The sequence below is a fragment of the Termitidicoccus mucosus genome (assembly GCF_038725785.1).
Lineage (GTDB): Bacteria > Verrucomicrobiota > Verrucomicrobiia > Opitutales > Opitutaceae > Termitidicoccus > Termitidicoccus mucosus.
The window spans coordinates 6,158,943-6,174,949 of sequence record NZ_CP109796.1 but is presented as its reverse complement, the minus strand read 5'-3'; the positions used below and the strand labels follow the sequence as shown (position 1 = coordinate 6,174,949).

Here is a 16,007-nt window from a genome sequence, read left to right as displayed (position 1 = left end):
TGTGAAACACGAAAAACACATTCCCCTCTGCGGTGTGACTCAAAGTGTTGTCACTCCCTCTTTATTCTTTCCTCTTTATCTTTCGCTTTCGTCAGAAACGAGCAGGGGGATGAGAAAGAGGAAAGAGAAAGAATAAAGAGGAAAGATTCCGGGCGGATACTCTCCCCTTGCCTGTCCCGGTGCCCGCCGCCTAAATCGTTGTTTTCCCGCATATCCGCCGACTCACCACCGCATGCCCGCCAACCGAAACGCGCCTTCCCAAAACGCCGCCGCCACGACCTCCGCCGTGCCCGCGCACGTCGCCATCATCATGGACGGCAATGGGCGCTGGGCGAAACAACGCGGCCTGCCGCGCCTCGAAGGCCACCGGCGCGGCTCGCGCACCGTGCGCGCGATCACCACGGCGGCATTCGAACTCGGCGTGCGTTACCTGACGCTCTACGCCTTTTCCGCCGAAAACTGGAAGCGCCCGCAGGACGAAGTCGGCGGCCTTATGCGCCTGCTCGAATTTTTTCTCAAGCAGGAACTCAAGACCCTCCACAAAAACAAAATCCGCCTTCGCACCATCGGCCGCACCGACGCGCTCCCCGCCCCGGTGCGCAAGCAGCTCGCCGCGACCATCGCCGCCACGGCCGACCATGCCCGCGGCACACTCGTTCTCGCGCTCAACTACGGCTCCCGCGATGAAATCGCCGACGCCGCCAATGCCTACGCCGCCGCCGTCGCCGCCGGACGCGAACCCGCCGGAGGCTGCACGTGGGAAACCTTTGCGCGCCACCTGTACACCGCCGACATCCCCGATCCCGATCTCGTCATCCGCACCTCCGGCGAAACCCGCGTCAGCAACTTCCTCCTCATGCAAAGCGCCTACGCCGAGTTTATTTTCACTCCCGTTCTCTGGCCCGACTTCACCAAGGAAGACTTTGCCGCCGCCCTCGAAACCTACGCCCGCCGCGAACGCCGCTTCGGGCTCACCAGCGAACAGATAAAAGGAAAATTAGAAGTTAGAAATTAGGATTTAGAATTTAAGAATTAAAAACGCCCAAGCCGTCTCATTCCCATCCGCATTTCACGCCGATGCACCGCTTTCATTTTCCAAATCCTAAATTCTAATTTCTAATTCCTAATTTTTCCCGTGCCAGTCCTCCTAAAACGCACCCTTAGCACGCTCGTCCTCTGGGCGATTGTGTTTTCCCTGCTTTATTATCTCGGCGCCACCGGCGCGGTCTGGCTCGTCGCCCTCATGGTCGCGCTCACGCTCCATGAGTTCGATGCCCTCATGCGCAACAGCGGCTACCGGCCCTTCGGGAAACTCAACATCCTCCTGGGCGCGGCGATCATTCTCGTCCCCTGGTATCTGCCGCGCCTCGGCATCGACGCCGCCATGATCGACACCGCCGACCTCCTGGCGCTCGGGGTCATCGTCGCTTCCGTGCGCATCATCGCCGAACGGGACTCCTCCAATCGCGTCGAGACGCTCGCCTCGACCCTCTTCGGCCTCGTTTATGTGCCGCTCATGTTCCAGTTTTTCGTGCGCGTCATCGCCGCGCACACCGGCGCGCCGCATTCCTACACCGGCGTCCTCTTTTTCCTCTGGATCATCATCGCCTCGAAACTCTGCGACACCGGCGCGCTCCTCACCGGCATGGCCATCGGGAAACACAAGATGACGCCTGTCATCAGCCCGAAAAAAACCTGGGAAGGCGCCTGCGGCGGCCTGCTCACCTCCGCGCTCATCAGCGCGGCCTTTGCCGCGCTCTTCCGCGCGTGGCTGCCCGCCGGGTTTACCCCGCTCTTTGCTGCGCTGAGCGCGCTCCCCATCGCCGCCCTCGGCATCGTGGCCGACCTCGTGGAATCCATCATCAAACGCCGCGCCAACATCAAGGACTCCGGCGCCACCATCCCCGGCATCGGCGGCATGTTCGACGTCACCGACAGCCTCATCCTCACCGCCCCGGCGGCGTATTGGCTGTTGAAGCTGATATGACCCGACGCGCGCTGTCTTTCCTCTTTATTCTTTCTCTTTATCTTTCTCTGATGGCGTTCCGGTTTCAGTTTTGGAGAAAGAGGAAAGAGAAAGAATAAAGAGGAAAGACAGCCAAACCCATTCCGATGCCTGATTCCGCAATCCGCATTCCGCATTCCGCATTTCCGGCGCGCCGCCGTGTCTCGCTCCTCGGCGCCACCGGTTCCATCGGCCAGAGCACGCTGCGCGTCATCGCCGCCCACCCGGACAAACTCGAACTCGTTTCCATCGCCGCGCATTCCAACTGGGAAAAACTCGCCGCCATCGCCGCCGAGTTTCGCGTGCCCCGCGTGGCCATCCACGACGCGACCGCCTTCGAATCCGCCCGCGCCTCGGGCGCGTTTCCGCCCGGCACCGAACTCCTCCCCGGTCCCGGCGGCCTCGTCGAGCTCGCGCGCTCGCCCGAAGCCGGCACCGTCCTCGTCGCCGTCGTCGGCACCGCCGGCCTGCGCCCCGCGCTCGCCGCCATCGAGTCGGGCAAAACCCTCGCCCTCGCCAGCAAGGAAATCCTCGTTCTCGCCGGCTCCTTCGTGATGGACGCCGCCCGCCGCCACGGCGCGCGCCTGCTCCCCGTGGACAGCGAGCACAACGCCGTTTTCCAATGCCTCGAAGGGCGCCCCGCCTCCGATGTCGCCCGCGTCATCCTCACCGCCAGCGGCGGAGCGTTTCGCGACTGGCCCGCCGACGCGCTCGCCCGCGCCACGCCCGCCGACGCGCTCCGCCATCCGAATTGGGCGATGGGGCCGAAAATCACCGTCGATTCCGCCACGCTCGCGAACAAAGGACTCGAGCTCATCGAAGCCCAGATCCTCTTCGGCCTGAGCCCCGGCCAGTGCCGCGCCGTGCTTCATCCGCAAAGCATCGTGCACGCCCTCGTGGAGTTCACCGACGGCTCCATGCTCGCGCAACTCTGCCCGCCCTCCATGACCTTTCCCATCCAGCACGCCCTTCTCCACCCGGTTCGCGCCCCCGGTCCCGAGTCCGCGCTCAATCTCGAAAAACTTCTCTCCCTCGAATTCCGCCCCGTTGACGAAACCCGTTATCCCATGCTGGCGCTCGCCCGGCAGGCCATGCGCGCCGGCGGCACGGCCCCCGCCATCTACAACGCCGCCAACGAAGTCGCCGTCGCCGCGTTCTTGGAAGAAAAGCTTCCGTTCACGGCCATTCCGTCTGTCGTCGAGAAAACCCTGCAAGCCCTCCCCGCGACCGTCCCGCAGGCTCTTGATGAAGTCCTCGCCATCGACGCCGACGCGCGGCGCGTGGCGGCGGGCGCGCTTCCATAAAAATTCCGCTTCCTCCCGAAGCCCCGAAAGACTCCGGATGTGATCGCCGATTCGCGCGGCAGGGCACGACCTTTCGGGATTTTGGGAGAACCGGATTTCTGGATTTGCCCTCTCCCTATATCACCCGCGCCCAAAGCACCTTCAGATAGCGACTCTCAAGGCAGTTCGAATAAACCGGATGATCCGCGCCGGGGCCGGTGCGGTCGAAAAATTGCAGGCGGCGCTGCTGGCGATGGGCCGCCTTGATGACGTGCTGCTCGAAATCCTCCAGGCTCAGCAAACCCGAGCACGAGCAGGTCACGAACACGCCGCCCGGTTTCACGAGGCTGATGGCAAGCTGGTTGAGATCCTCGTATTTCTTCCGCCCCTCATGGTTGCCCGGGGCCTCGCGCGTGAAGATGAATTTCGGCGGATCGAGCACAACCACGTCCCATTGCCCGCCGTTGGTCTGCATCTGCCGCGCGTAGGCAAACGCATCGGCATGCACGAATTTCAGGCGCGCCTGGTTCAGGTTGGCGTTGCGTTTCGCCTGCGCGATGGCGGCCTCGTCGAGGTCCACGCTCGTCACCTCGTCCGCGCCGCCGAGCACTTTCGCGCAGAGCGAGAAACCGCCCGTGTAACAGCACAGGTCGAGCACGCGCGCGCCCCGCGTGAAACGCGCCACCGCGCGGCGGTTCTCGCGCTGGTCGCAGAAAAACCCGGTTTTGTGCCCCTCGGCAAAATCGACTTCGTAGCGCACGCCGTGCTCGCGGATTTTCACCAGCCGGGGCGCGGCGGCGTTGGTTTCCTTGAAGGCGGACGGCTTGATGCCCTCCAGGCTGCCGAGATCGTGATCGACCTGCACGCGGGCGAATTTTGTGCCCGCCAGCTTATGCAGCAAAGGCAGCCAGCCGGGCAGGCGCTGCGCCATGCCGAGGCTGTAAACTTCGCACAACAGCGTGTCGCCGTAACGGTCGATGGCGAGCCCGCTGAGCCCGTCGCCATCGGAGCCGATCAGCCGGTAGGCGTCGGTGTCCGCGTCGAGCTTGAACACATCGCGCCGCAACGCCACCGCGCGCCGGATGGCCCGCTCGAAATACGCCTCGCCCAGCTCCGCCTCCGCCCCGTGCGCGACGACGCGGAGCACGATTTTTGCGCGCGGGTTGTAGAGCCCGGCGCCGAGCCGCTGTCCGGCCTTGTCATAAACCGTCACAAGGTCGCCGGGCCGCGCGTCGGGCGATACCTGGCCGAGCAGGCGCGGAAAAATCGCCGGTTGAAACGTGAAGTATTTCAACTGCGCCCAGGGCCGCGCCCATTGCGAGCGGTCCACGGGCGCCCCGGGATTGGCGGAAGCGGCTGGCGGCGGCGGCGCGCCGGCCGGCGTGGAAACGTCGTCATCGGACGGCTCTGGTTGCGATTTCTGGCGCGGCATGGATCTCATCAAGGCGAAATGGGAACCGGCACTCTCCACAAAAAAACGCCGGGATGCCGAGACGATTTTTCAGCGGGAGAAACCCCGGAGGAGCCAAGGCAACGGCGTCGCCGTCCGTGATGCCCGCCCCACCCGTATCCAAAAAATCAATACACGTCGCGCTGGTAGCGTTTGTCCTTCTTCATCGCCTTCACGTATTCGGCGGCCGCGGCGGCATCCATGCCGCCCTGCTGCGCGATGATTTCGTGCAGGGCGGCGTCCACGTCCTTCGCCATGCGCTTCGCGTCGCCGCACACGTAGAAATGCGCGCCGTTCCTTATCCAGGCCCAAAGCTCGGCGGCATTCTCGCGCATCCTGTCCTGCACGTAGATCTTTCGCTCCTGGTCGCGCGACCAGGCCAGGTCGAGGCGCGTGAGCCGGCCGTTGGCGAGATGGTTCTCCCATTCCTCCTCGTAGAGAAAGTCGGCGGCCTTGTGCCGGTCGCCAAAGAAAAGCCAGTTGCGGCCGGGCGCTCCATCGGCGGCCCGGTCCTGCACAAAGGCGCGGAACGGCGCGATGCCGGTGCCCGGGCCGACCATGATCGCGTCCGCCGCCGGGTTCGCGGGCGGTCCGAAATGCGAACTCGATATGAACACCGGCACCGGCGTCTCCCTCAATTCGGTGCGATCAGCCAGGAAGGTCGAGCACACGCCGACGCGGTCGCGTCCGTTCGACCGGTAGCGCAAGATCGCCACGGTGAGATGCACTTCCCGGGGAAACGCCTTCGGCGACGAGGCGATGGAATAGAGGCGCGGCATCAGCTTGCGCATCAGGTCCGCCAGTTCCTGCGGCGTCACGCCCGCCCGCCCGGCGGGAAACTCCGCCAGCAAATCCACATACGCGCGCTCGTCGAGAAATGCCTGGAGCGCCTCCCTCGCCTCGGGCGCCAGCAGGGCGGCGAGCCGCGCCTGCTCGGCGGCATCGGTGGTTTTCGCCTGCAACAATTCGAGCGCCTTTCGCGTCGGCCCGGCCAGCGACAGGCGCGCGCTGAGCGCCTCGCGCAAGGCGATGGGCTCCGCCAGCTTGAGCATCGCAGGCAGGACGGGCTCGTCGCCGGACGCGCCGAGCAACTCGAGAATCTCCGCGACCTCCCCGGGCCGGTTGGTCGAATACACGCCGATCGAATCGCCCGCCTTGTAGGTCAGGTCGCTCCCTTCGAGATTGATGACAAAATGCCGCGTCTCCTTTTCCGACCCCGGTTTGCTGAGCAGTCGGTTTTCCGAGACCTTGGCGGAAAAGGGATTGTCCTTGTTATGGACAGAAGCACTGGGAATCGCGGTCATAAGCAAACGCGTTAATGCGTGGGGAGCAATTTGCACGCAAGAATTACCTTTCGATAATCCTAGAGTTTCATCATCGCTTTGCACGGGCTTGCGTCACGCGCAAAATTGACACCAACTGGCCTGTCCCATGAGCGCGCCCGCCACCATCCGCATCCAGAAATTTCTTGCCGACTCCGGCGTGTGCTCCCGCCGCGCGGCCGAGGCGCTCATCCGGGAAGGCGAGGTTTGGGTCAACGCCGCCCCGGCCACGATCGGCCAGCGCGTCACCCCCGGGGAGGACAAGGTCACCGTCTCCGGCAAACCCGTGCGCGCCGCCGCCCAGCCGCGCATCACCCTGGCGATGCACAAGCCCCGCGGCCTCATCTGCTCGAACGACGACCCGCACCACCCCAAGAACATCTTCACCGTGCTGCCCGGCGAGTTTGCGAAACACCGCTTCTTCTGCGCCGGCCGCCTCGACAAGGAGAGCGAGGGCCTCGTCATCCTCACCACCGACGGCGATCTCGCCAACCGCCTCATGCACCCGCGCAACACCGTGGTGAAGCGCTACCTCGTCACGCTCAAGCAACCCTTTCCCCACACGAAAAAGCCGCTCCTCCTCAAGGGCATCGTCCTCGAGGGCGAGCGTCTGAAAGTCGAACGTGCCACCCTCATCGCCCCCAACCGCGACAACGCCTCCCCGCAAGTGGATGTGCAGATGCATCACGGCAAAAAACGCGAGATCCGCCTTCTCTTCACCACTCTCGGCTACGACGTGAAACGCCTCCGCCGCTACCAGATCGGCGCGTTTCCGCTCAAAGGCATCCCGCTGCGCGCCGTGAAGCCGCTCACTCCGCGTGAAATCGAACTTCTCTTCAAAATCCCCGCAGGCCCGCGCGACCGCGAGAACGCCCTTCCAGATGCGGATAAACGCATCCCGCACACCACCAAGCACCAATCGACAATCACCACCACAATCCACAAAAAAACACGCAATCCTCGCTGATCTGCCACCATCACCGACATTCAAACCATGAAGACCACCGCCCTCATCCGCCACATCGCCGCCGCTGCCGCATTCGCCCTTGCCGCAGCCTCGCTGCCGGCTGCCGACAACGCCTCCGCCGCCTCGCCGCTGCCGGCTCCCGCTCCCGTCTATAACCAGCCCGCCGCCAGCGCGGCCGTCATCAACACCCTCGCCGCCGGCGTCACCCCCGCCTACCCTGCCGGGGAAAGCACCGTCGCCCTGCCCTCCGGATGGCTCGCCGTCGAACTCGCCGGCCCGCACACCATCTATGTCCGCGACACCGACCTCAACAAACAGCTCGATCCCAAACCCGGCGTCGCCCTCCGCCTCGAACCCAAGACCGACGGCCCGGTTCTCGCCACGATGGAAAAAGGCGACACCGTGGAACTCACCGGCCAGAAAGGCCGCTGGATCCAATTTCAACTCAACCGTCCCGTGATCGGCTACATCCAGAGCGCCGGCGGCACCGCCGCCGCCGAAGTGACAAGTGACAAGTCACAAGTGGCAAGCGCCCCTGCCGCCGCGACGTCCGCCGCCCCTGCCGCGCCCCGGACGGCCGCCACCCCCGCGCCCTCCGCCGCTGCAAGCACGCCCTCCGTCCCCGCGGCCACCTCCACCGACGCCATCGCTCCCCTGCCCCGCTCCCTGAAGGGCATCTTTGCCAGCACCCGCCGCGCCTTCGCCCCCCGCCGGCCCTACGACTATCAACTCAATGACGACGCCGGCAACCGCTACACTTACCTCGATGTCAGCAAACTCGTCATGACCGAGCAGATCGAAAAATACGTCGGGCGAGGCGTCATCATTTACGGCCTCGCCGAGGCCGTCCCCAACACCAAGGACATCGTCATCCGCGTCGAGACCCTTCAGCTCGCCAAATAATAAAACAATTTTATTCGGACAGAAGGAAACAAAGGAACAAAGAAACCCATTTATATTAAACCGCGGATAAATAAAATCATCCTTATAAAAATCTGCGTCCATCTGCGGTTTAATACAATTCACGGCCCCGGTCTTCTTCGTTCCCTTCGTTTCCTTCTGTTCAAAATAAAACACCAGAAATTCCTTTTCCTGCATGCAACTTATCGACGGCAACCAGATCGCCAAAACCCTCATCGCCGAACTCAAGGCCGAAGTCTCCGCCGCCCCCGGACGCAAACCCTGCATCGCGCTCGTCCGCGTCGGTGACGACCCCGCCTCCGTCTCCTACGTCACCAAAAAGGAAAAAACCTCCGCCGAAATCGGCATCACCAGCCGCGTCATTCTTCCCCCCGTCACCATCCCGCAGGACGAGCTCTTTGCCCTCATCGACCGGCTCAACGCCGACCCCGCCGTGGACGGCATCCTCGTCCAATCGCCGCTCCCCAAGCACATCGACGAAGTGGCGGTTTTCCGCCGTGTCGCCCCGCACAAGGACGTTGACGGCTTCAACACCATCAACCTCGGCAAGGTCGCCCAGGAGGACGACACCGGCTTCGTGGCCTGCACCCCCGCCGGCATCATGGAACTCCTCGCGCGCAGTTCCGTCGATCTCCGCGGCAAGCACGTGGTCGTCCTCGGGCGCTCCCTCATCGTCGGCAAGCCCGTCGCCCTCCTCGCCCTCCAGAAAAAAGCCGGCGCCAACGGCACCGTCACCATCTGCCACTCGCAAACGGCAAACCTCCCCGCGCTCACCCGCCAGGCCGACGTCCTCATCGCCGCCATCGGGCGCGCCGCCTTTGTGACCGCCGACATGGTGAAGCCCGGCGCGGTCGTCATCGACGTCGGCATCAACCGCGTCGCCGATGCGACGAAAAAAAGCGGCTGCCGCCTCGTCGGCGACGTGGACTTCGCCCAAGTCGCGCCCAAGTGTTCGCAAATCACCCCGGTGCCCGGCGGCGTCGGCCCCATGACCGTGGCCCTCCTCATGAAAAACACCGTCAAGGCGTGGCGGCAGAACAATCAAAAGACTGAAAACCTGAAGGCCGAAACCTGAACGCCCTTGGGATTTTCGTCTTCGCGCTTTCAACCCTCAATCCTTCCCCTGTCATGCCCAAAATCCTCGTGGTCGACGACCAGCCCGTAAACGTCCAGCTCCTCAAAAAGAAACTCGAGCGCGAAGGCATGACCGTCACCACCGCCGAATCCGGGCAGGATGCGCTCGACCTTGTCCACCGCGATTCGCCCGACCTCATCCTCCTCGACATCATGATGCCCGACATGGACGGCTTCGAGGTCTGCCAGCTCCTGCAGGCCGATCCCGCCACCCGCGCCATTCCCGTCATCTTCGTCACCGCCCGCGGCACCAAGGAAAGCAAACTCGAAGGACTCGCCACCGGCGCCGTCGATTACATCACCAAGCCCGTCGATCTCGACGAAATGCTCGCCCGCGTGCAGACGCAGCTCCGCGTCCTCGCCATCAACCGCGAGAAACTCGACCTCGAGCAACGCCTCGCCGAATCCCGCCACGCCGCCACCATCGGCTCCGTCAGCCAGGGCATCGCGCACAACCTCAACAACCTCCTCGCCGTCGTCCTCGGCTACATCGACCTGATCCGCCTTCAGGCCGCGAAGCCCGAACTGGTCAAAAGCAACGCGGCCAACGTCGAAAACGCGATCAAACGCATCGCCGACGTCATCAAGCAGCTCAACCTGCTCGCCATCGAAACCCGCCCTCCCACCATCGAGGTGCCCCTCGACAAACTCCTTGCCGGCGGCGTCGCCCGCTTCCAGGCCGACAACCACATCGACGTCGCCCCGCTGACCGAGAATCCGCTCGGCGGCCTCATCGTCCACGTGCAGGTCGAGGCCTTCGAACGCATCCTCTCCGCGCTGCTTCTCAACGCATGGGAAAGCCACGGCGACGCCACCCCCGACCAGCGTTCCGTCGAGCTGCGCTCCCGCCGGACCGGCGACGCCAAAGCCATTGAAATCCTCATCGAGGATCGCGGGCGGGGCATCGCCCCGGGCATCCGCGCCCACATGTTCGAACCCTTTGTGAGCACCAAGCAGCATGTCGGCGTGGGCATGGGCTTGACGATCGCGCGCCATTCCCTGCGCAACATGGGCGGCGACCTCGCGCTCTCCGACCGCGAAGGCGGCGGCACCACCGCGACCATTACCTACCCGCTTTCATAGCGGAGGCCGCAGGATCGCGCCTGCGCCCGCGCGCCTTCGCAATCGCGTCGCTGTTATTGTATTATTTCCGGATGCTCCCTGCTGTTTTTGAATGCCTGTCCGGAAACACGTCACGGCGCTTTAGATAATGCCATGTCCGCATTTATAGATGGAGGGACGGCCTCCGTTCCGTCCGCTCCGGGACAGATGGACGGCACCGAGGACGGCCTCCAATTCGTGCATCAACCGCAGCGATGTAACCCAATGGATTACATCGCCACGGGCACTAACCACGACATTTGTGTTTTGCCCGTTTCCATCCGCGTAATCCGTGGTTCAAATTTCCTAATAATGGGAAATCCCACGATAAACAATTATACAACCGGTTTATAAACAAGCGTGCGCCGGGGTGCATCATGAGAACGGGATTATTAAAATCCCTGTCCGCCGTCCGGCATAAAGCGGTTATATTATGCTAAAATGACAGAAGCACAACCGCTTCATGTTTTTAACACAAATGTTACCTAGTATAAAAGCATAGGTTTTTTACTACTAAAGACTAGTCACAATGCTTTAGGTTTCGACTATTGAGGCGTTGCAACGCCAATCAATGGCAACCGCGCACAGGGTATAATAATAACAACACTCACAGTGAATTTCCGAATCCGCATCACGGCCATCGCGACCCTCATATTGCCCTTTTCCGTCGCCCCCGGCCTCGCTCCCCGCCTTTTCGGATTCGCCGAAATCGCGCGAGGCTCCCTGCTTCTTCAAACCACCGGCGCAGTCAGCTACGATTCCTATTTTCTCGGCTCCATCGACAACGATCCCGACACCTACATCTCCGTCCAGCCGATGCTCCAGTACCTCCGCAAGGCCGGCCGCGGCGAGATCTCGGCCAATGCCGGCGTCGCGGTGGTGCGCTATCAGGAAAACGACCAGTATGACGCCGAGAACCTCTCCGCCAATCTCCGCATCTCCCTGCCCGCCGCCATCGGCGCGCGCATCGACGGGACCTTCGCCCTTGGCTACAGCGAAAGCACCGACATCGACTACTTCGCCAACGACCGCATCCCGGCCAAGCACTTCAACGGCAGCCTGAATTTCACCTACAAGCTCGGCCTCAAGACCGCCATCCGCGAGTCCTTCAGTTATCAAGGCATCGAGCGCGACGGCGACACCTACAGCGACCAGGACACGCTCACCAACCGCCTCTATTTCGACTACAACGATTTCCTGCGCGGCACCGATCTCTCGCTCGGCTACACTTATACCGACACCCAGAGTTCCGGCGACAACTACCTCGGCGCGAAACTCGACCAGAACGACCACGCGCTCTCCGTCACGCTCTCGCGCCCCGTCTATGGCGAGGTCATCGGCAGCGCCTCCGAAATCGCGTTTCCCAAAGCTCGAAAGCTCCGCCTCCCTCTCCTACCGCCAGAACTATTCGCCCGGCATCAACGACACCGGCGGCGACACCCTCACCGGCGACATTCGCCTCGCATGGGACGCCCGTCCCCGCACCAACATCGCCCTCTCCGCGAGCCGCAACATGTCCCTCAATGCCTCCGATGTCTCCGCCACCACCACCAATGTCGCCGCCACGGTCACCGAGTCCATCGGCCTCGCCACCACCGCGATCGGCACCGTTTCCTATAACTGGATCGATTACCGCGGCATCAATCGCAAAGACCAGATGCTTCAGGTCCACCTGAGCATCAATCGTCCTTTCAATAAATACTGGAGCGCCGGCCTGAGCTACCAATACCAGCACAACAATGACGACTCCTCCGGCTTTCAGCCCGGTCGCTATTTTGGCCGCGACTACGACCGCCATGTCGTGACCCTCTCGATCACCAACATCTTCTGAAAAATTCCGCGAGGCTCACGGGCTCGGCCCGATTTTCGCTATAAGAAAACAAAATCATGATGGTTCGTATTACTTATCCGGCTCTGTCCGCATTTCTTCTGGCCGCCGGTCTGGCCGCGCTCCCCGCCCGCGCGCAAAACCAGCCCGCCCCCGGCACGCCGGGCGCGCCCTCCCCGTCTTCTCCCGGCGCCAATTCCGCCCAATCCACCGCCGCGCTCCCCCTCGCCACCGACCCCGGCTACCGTCTTTCGATCGGCGACGAAATCTCCATCGATGTCCACGGCGAGCCCGACATGTCCGCCGCGCAACGCATCGACAAGCAAGGCAACGTCCGCGTCCCTTACGCCAACGAAGTCAGCCTCTCCGGCAAGACCGTCCGCGAGGCCGAATCATATCTGGAAAAAACATTCGTCACGAAAAAACTCCTGAAACAACCGCTCGTTACCATCAACGTCCGCCAGTATTCCTCGCGCGAAGTTACCATCATCGGCGCGGTCAACAGTCCCGGCATCTTCCATCTCCCGAAGGAGGCCGACACCATCGAGATCGTCGAGCTCGTCACCAGCATCGGCGGCTTCCGCCCGACCGCGAAGGCCAACGATGTCCGTGTCACCCGCATCGGCGATAACGGCAAGGAGACCATTTTCTCGGTGGACGTCGAGGCCATGATCTACAACCGCCGCAACGCCCTCAAATCCTTCCTCATCTATCCGGCCGACCGGATCCTCGTCATGGAGCGCCTCTTCTAGGCGGGCCGCCTCGCCGCCCGCGGCACCCGCCTTCCGCCTTTCGCAATCCGCCTTCCGCCAATGTCCAAACCAGTCCAAGCCCAAACCCGCTCCACCGCGCACCGCTCTGCCGCCCGCGTCCCCGACCAGGCGCAGGCCGGCGGCAACCTCGCCCATTTCTCGCCGCGCAATCTCCTCAACATGTTCCTTGAGCGCTGGTGGATCGGCCTCATCGCGGGCGCCGCCATCGCGACCGTTTTTATCCTCGCCCAGCCGAAACTCGCCCCCGTTTACCGCTCCGAGGTCAAGCTCCTCTTCGAGCCGCAAAAAGACCAGGTCATCGGCATCAAGGAAGTCGTCGACACCACCACGACCTCGAACCTCCAGCTCAACCTCCACATCGAGCAAATGCTCAGCACGACTTTCTACGAATACGTGCAAAGCTCGTTCTCGTCCGCCGAGATCGAGCAGATCCAGGCGCCCTACCGCAACCCCGACAATCCCTCCGCGCCGCCGCCCTCGCTCGCCGGCATCATCCGGCCGCACATCAACATCTACCAACAAAAAGGCACCACGATCGTCCGCATCGTCGTCACCAACCGCGACCCCGAGGCTGCCGCGCTCATCGCAAACCGCTTCTCCCGGAAATACATCGACTTCACCGTGGACAAGGCGATGACCAGCACCAACTCGGCCATCATCTTCCTCAAAAACCAGTCCGAGGAAAAACGCTCCGAGGTCGAGTCCGTCGAGCGCGCCATGCAGGACTACCGCGCCCGGCACAACATGGCGGCCCTCGGCGAAGCCACCAACATCGTCCGCCAGAAAGTCGGGCTCCTCGGCAACGACCTCGCCCAGGCCCAGCTTGAGCAAACCACCCTCCAGACCCTCATCCAGCTCATCGAGGACTACCGCAAGCGCGGCCAAAGCCTCTACGAAATCTCCGCCATCATCGGCTTCGGCAACGTCGCCTCGCTCAAGACCCAATACGAAAACATTCTCGCCGAGCGCACCGCCCTCGCCGAGCGCTACCTCGAGGAGCATCCCCGCATGCGCCAGAACGCGCTCGCCCTCGCCGACACCAGGGCCCGCCTCGACGCCGCCGTCGACCTCGCCATCGCCGAGACTCACGCCCGCCTCAACCTCGCCCGGCAGCACGAGCAGCGCCTGCGCAGTGAATACGCCGCCGCCGAGAAGCAGGCCCAGGATCTCGACCGCATCACCATCGACTACAAATTCCTCGAGGAGGACGCCGTCAGCAAGCGCCAGGCCTACAACTCCATCCTCTCCCGCCTCAACGAGACCACCATCGTCAGCCAGCTCGAGAACGTGAACATCAAGGTCCTCGACAAGGCCCTCGTCCCCGGCGCTCCCTCCAACAGCCCGTCCAGCCAGATCCTGCTCCAGGCCGGCGCGTTCGGCTTCATCCTTTTCCTCGGCCTGCCCATTGGTATCGGATTGATGGATACACGCGTGAAATCCTCGCACGACGTCGAGACCGGCCTCGACCACCCCCTCCTCGGGGGCATCAAGACGATGAAAAAGCTGACCGAGGCCGAGCGCCCGAACGTCTTCCGCCTGCACAAGGACGACGCCCTCGCCGAGGCCTACCGGGGCATCTTCTCCGAGATCGAAATCCGCTCCCCCGTCCCCTTTCCCAAGCGCATCCTCATCACGAGCTCCGTCCCCGGCGAGGGCAAGAGCCTCACCGCCTCGAACATGGCGGCGGTCTTCGCCGCGCACGGACGCCGCACGCTTCTCGTCGATTGCGACTTCCGCCGCCCCTCGCTCCGGCGCTATTTCGGCACCGCACCGGGCACCGGCCTTCTCTCCTGGCTGCGCGCGCATCCCGACGACGGCGCCGACACACCGCTCGATCTCGCCACCCTCGGCATCGCCACCGTCGAGAACAACCTCCACCTCCTCCCCGCCGGGCACGCCATCAAGAACCCGACCGAGATCATCGACCAGATCGCGCATTCGGAGCTCTTCAACAAACTCTCCAAAAGTTACGAGGTGATCATCATCGACACGCCGCCCGCCGCCGTCTTCCCCGACGCGCTGCTGCTCTCCCGCTTCTGCGCCGAGCTCGTCTATGTCTGCCGCTTCCGCACCGTGCGGCGTAAGCTGATCAAAAAGACGCTCTCCAAGTTCACCGAGTCCGGCATCTCCATCCTCGGCGTGGTGCTGAACCGGATGCCCCACGCCTCGATCATGAACTACGGCTACGACGGCTACGGGGCCTACGGTTCCGATTACTACAAAGCCTACCAGGAGGAGGAGGCCGCCGCGGTGAAGTGACCGGCGGCGGGCCACAAGTATCAATAATTCAACTACAAAATGGCGCGGCCGCGCCCCGTTCCGAAATCCGCATTCTCTCCATGTCCCTCGCCAAATCAGCACCCGCCGAAATCCGCATCCGCCCGAACCAGAACTGGCTCGGCCTCGACTGGCAGAGCCTGCTCCATTATCGCGACCTGCTCTATCTGCTGGTCCGCCGCGACTTCGTCTCCAAATACAAGCAAACCGTCCTCGGCCCGCTCTGGTTCATCATCAATCCCCTCATCACCACGGTCGTCTTCACCCTCGTGTTCGGCCGCATGATCGGCATCACCACCGACGGCATCAATCCCATCCTCTTTTACCTCTGCGGCCTCGTGCCCTGGACCTATTTTTCCAACGTCCTCAACTCGACCAGCCACACCTTCACCGGCAACGCCCACCTCTTCGGCAAGGTCTATTTCCCCCGCGTCATCGTTCCCTTCGCCCTCTCCATCTCGCACCTCTTCACCCTGGCGATCCAGCTCTGCACCTTCCTCGCCGTTTACGTCATCTACAAACTCACCGGGCGCGCCGACCATCTCGCCCCCGGACCGCTCCTCGCCCTGGTCCCGGTCTTCATCCTCAACATGGGCCTGCTCGGCGTCGGCACCGGCATGCTCTTTTCCGGCCTCACCGCGAAGTATCGCGACTTCCACCACCTCTCCGGCTTCGTCGTGCAGCTCTGGATGTATGCCACGCCCGTCATCTACCCGCTCTCCAAGCTCCTCGAAAAGCTTCCCGCCGACTGGCAGTGGCTCGCGCTCCTCAACCCCATGACCCTGGTCACCGACGGCTTCCGCCTCGCGCTCATGGGCGCGGGCACCTTCGCCCCCGTCGGCTACGCGATCTCCTTCGGCGTGAGCCTTCTCGTCTTCCTCGCCGGCCTGTTCCTCTTTCAGCGCACCGCAAGAACCGTCGTGGACACGGTCTGAACCCGTCCTGA

The 16,007-nt window shown here is 63.1% G+C and carries 14 protein-coding genes; 11 read left to right on the top strand and 3 right to left on the bottom strand.

The genetic code is table 11. The features are described from left to right. The first annotated feature begins 232 nt into the window (after positions 1-232). From OH491_RS21630 to dxr, 3 genes are all read left to right on the top strand, one after another. The gene (locus OH491_RS21630) at positions 233-1,015 is read left to right on the top strand and encodes an isoprenyl transferase (RefSeq protein WP_068772473.1); all 783 of its coding nucleotides are present in this window, start codon (positions 233-235) and stop codon (positions 1,013-1,015) included. Positions 1,016-1,135: 120 nt separating this feature from the next. Beyond that, the gene (locus OH491_RS21625; protein WP_068772474.1) at positions 1,136-1,987 is read left to right on the top strand and encodes a phosphatidate cytidylyltransferase; all 852 of its coding nucleotides are present in this window, start codon (positions 1,136-1,138) and stop codon (positions 1,985-1,987) included. Positions 1,988-2,112: 125 nt separating this feature from the next. Then, on the top strand, positions 2,113-3,309 hold the full coding sequence (dxr, locus tag OH491_RS21620) for a 1-deoxy-D-xylulose-5-phosphate reductoisomerase (protein ID WP_068772475.1): 1,197 nt from the start codon (positions 2,113-2,115) through the stop codon (positions 3,307-3,309). 115 nt (positions 3,310-3,424) lie between these two features. On the opposite strand, the gene OH491_RS21615 is transcribed toward dxr, so the two are convergent. Together OH491_RS21615 and OH491_RS21610 are read right to left on the bottom strand one after the other, a co-directional pair. Then, positions 3,425-4,720: a class I SAM-dependent rRNA methyltransferase gene (locus OH491_RS21615; protein ID WP_068772476.1), complete on the bottom strand. Its 1,296-nt coding sequence runs from the start codon at positions 4,718-4,720 to the stop codon at positions 3,425-3,427. Positions 4,721-4,866: 146 nt separating this feature from the next. Further along, positions 4,867-6,042 (bottom strand): sulfite reductase subunit alpha, encoded by a 1,176-nt coding sequence (locus tag OH491_RS21610; protein ID WP_068772477.1) that lies wholly within the window; start codon positions 6,040-6,042, stop codon positions 4,867-4,869. Between the two features lie 127 nt (positions 6,043-6,169). On the opposite strand from OH491_RS21610, the gene OH491_RS21605 reads away from it, so the two are divergent. From OH491_RS21605 to OH491_RS21590, 4 genes are all read left to right on the top strand, one after another. Beyond that, positions 6,170-7,027, top strand: a complete 858-nt coding sequence (locus OH491_RS21605) for a pseudouridine synthase (protein WP_084442587.1) — start codon at positions 6,170-6,172, stop codon at positions 7,025-7,027. A 27-nt stretch (positions 7,028-7,054) separates the two neighbouring features. Next, the gene (locus tag OH491_RS21600) at positions 7,055-7,930 is read left to right on the top strand and encodes an SH3 domain-containing protein (RefSeq protein WP_068772478.1); all 876 of its coding nucleotides are present in this window, start codon (positions 7,055-7,057) and stop codon (positions 7,928-7,930) included. Positions 7,931-8,123: 193 nt separating this feature from the next. Continuing rightward, on the top strand, positions 8,124-9,023 hold the full coding sequence (gene folD / locus OH491_RS21595) for a bifunctional methylenetetrahydrofolate dehydrogenase/methenyltetrahydrofolate cyclohydrolase FolD (RefSeq protein WP_342750686.1): 900 nt from the start codon (positions 8,124-8,126) through the stop codon (positions 9,021-9,023). A gap of 53 nt (positions 9,024-9,076) precedes the next feature. Continuing rightward, complete coding sequence (locus OH491_RS21590) at positions 9,077-10,165, top strand: ATP-binding response regulator (RefSeq protein WP_068772480.1); 1,089 nt, start codon at positions 9,077-9,079, stop codon at positions 10,163-10,165. Between the two features lie 552 nt (positions 10,166-10,717). Here the strand turns inward: OH491_RS21590 and OH491_RS21585 are convergent. Then, a complete protein-coding gene (locus tag OH491_RS21585) occupies positions 10,718-11,476 on the bottom strand; it encodes a hypothetical protein (RefSeq protein ID WP_342750685.1) in 759 nt (252 codons plus the stop codon). A gap of 31 nt (positions 11,477-11,507) precedes the next feature. Here OH491_RS21585 and OH491_RS21580 point away from each other — a divergent pair, with 31 nt between their 5' ends. The 4 genes from OH491_RS21580 to OH491_RS21565 all read left to right on the top strand — a co-directional run bounded on the left by OH491_RS21580 (position 11,508) and on the right by OH491_RS21565 (position 15,996). Then, complete coding sequence (locus OH491_RS21580; RefSeq protein WP_342750684.1) at positions 11,508-12,014, top strand: outer membrane beta-barrel protein; 507 nt, start codon at positions 11,508-11,510, stop codon at positions 12,012-12,014. Between the two features lie 56 nt (positions 12,015-12,070). Continuing rightward, positions 12,071-12,763, top strand: a complete 693-nt coding sequence (locus tag OH491_RS21575) for a polysaccharide biosynthesis/export family protein (protein WP_084442588.1) — start codon at positions 12,071-12,073, stop codon at positions 12,761-12,763. A 60-nt stretch (positions 12,764-12,823) separates the two neighbouring features. After that, positions 12,824-15,043: a GumC family protein gene (locus tag OH491_RS21570; protein ID WP_068772482.1), complete on the top strand. Its 2,220-nt coding sequence runs from the start codon at positions 12,824-12,826 to the stop codon at positions 15,041-15,043. An 80-nt stretch (positions 15,044-15,123) separates the two neighbouring features. Next, the gene (locus OH491_RS21565; RefSeq protein ID WP_068772483.1) at positions 15,124-15,996 is read left to right on the top strand and encodes an ABC transporter permease; all 873 of its coding nucleotides are present in this window, start codon (positions 15,124-15,126) and stop codon (positions 15,994-15,996) included. Positions 15,997-16,007: the final 11 nt, after the last annotated feature.

Coding starts and splice junctions, on each gene's coding strand:
- OH491_RS21630 (WP_068772473.1), top strand. CDS start 233: ATGCCCGCCAACCGAAACGCGCCTTCCCAAAACGCCGCCGCCACGACC.
- dxr (WP_068772475.1), top strand. CDS start 2,113: ATGCCTGATTCCGCAATCCGCATTCCGCATTCCGCATTTCCGGCGCGC.
- OH491_RS21615 (WP_068772476.1), bottom strand. CDS start 4,720: ATGCCGCGCCAGAAATCGCAACCAGAGCCGTCCGATGACGACGTTTCC.
- OH491_RS21610 (WP_068772477.1), bottom strand. CDS start 6,042: ATGACCGCGATTCCCAGTGCTTCTGTCCATAACAAGGACAATCCCTTT.
- OH491_RS21605 (WP_084442587.1), top strand. CDS start 6,170: ATGAGCGCGCCCGCCACCATCCGCATCCAGAAATTTCTTGCCGACTCC.
- OH491_RS21600 (WP_068772478.1), top strand. CDS start 7,055: ATGAAGACCACCGCCCTCATCCGCCACATCGCCGCCGCTGCCGCATTC.
- folD (WP_342750686.1), top strand. CDS start 8,124: ATGCAACTTATCGACGGCAACCAGATCGCCAAAACCCTCATCGCCGAA.
- OH491_RS21590 (WP_068772480.1), top strand. CDS start 9,077: ATGCCCAAAATCCTCGTGGTCGACGACCAGCCCGTAAACGTCCAGCTC.
- OH491_RS21580 (WP_342750684.1), top strand. CDS start 11,508: ATGGCGAGGTCATCGGCAGCGCCTCCGAAATCGCGTTTCCCAAAGCTC.
- OH491_RS21575 (WP_084442588.1), top strand. CDS start 12,071: ATGATGGTTCGTATTACTTATCCGGCTCTGTCCGCATTTCTTCTGGCC.
- OH491_RS21570 (WP_068772482.1), top strand. CDS start 12,824: ATGTCCAAACCAGTCCAAGCCCAAACCCGCTCCACCGCGCACCGCTCT.
- OH491_RS21565 (WP_068772483.1), top strand. CDS start 15,124: ATGTCCCTCGCCAAATCAGCACCCGCCGAAATCCGCATCCGCCCGAAC.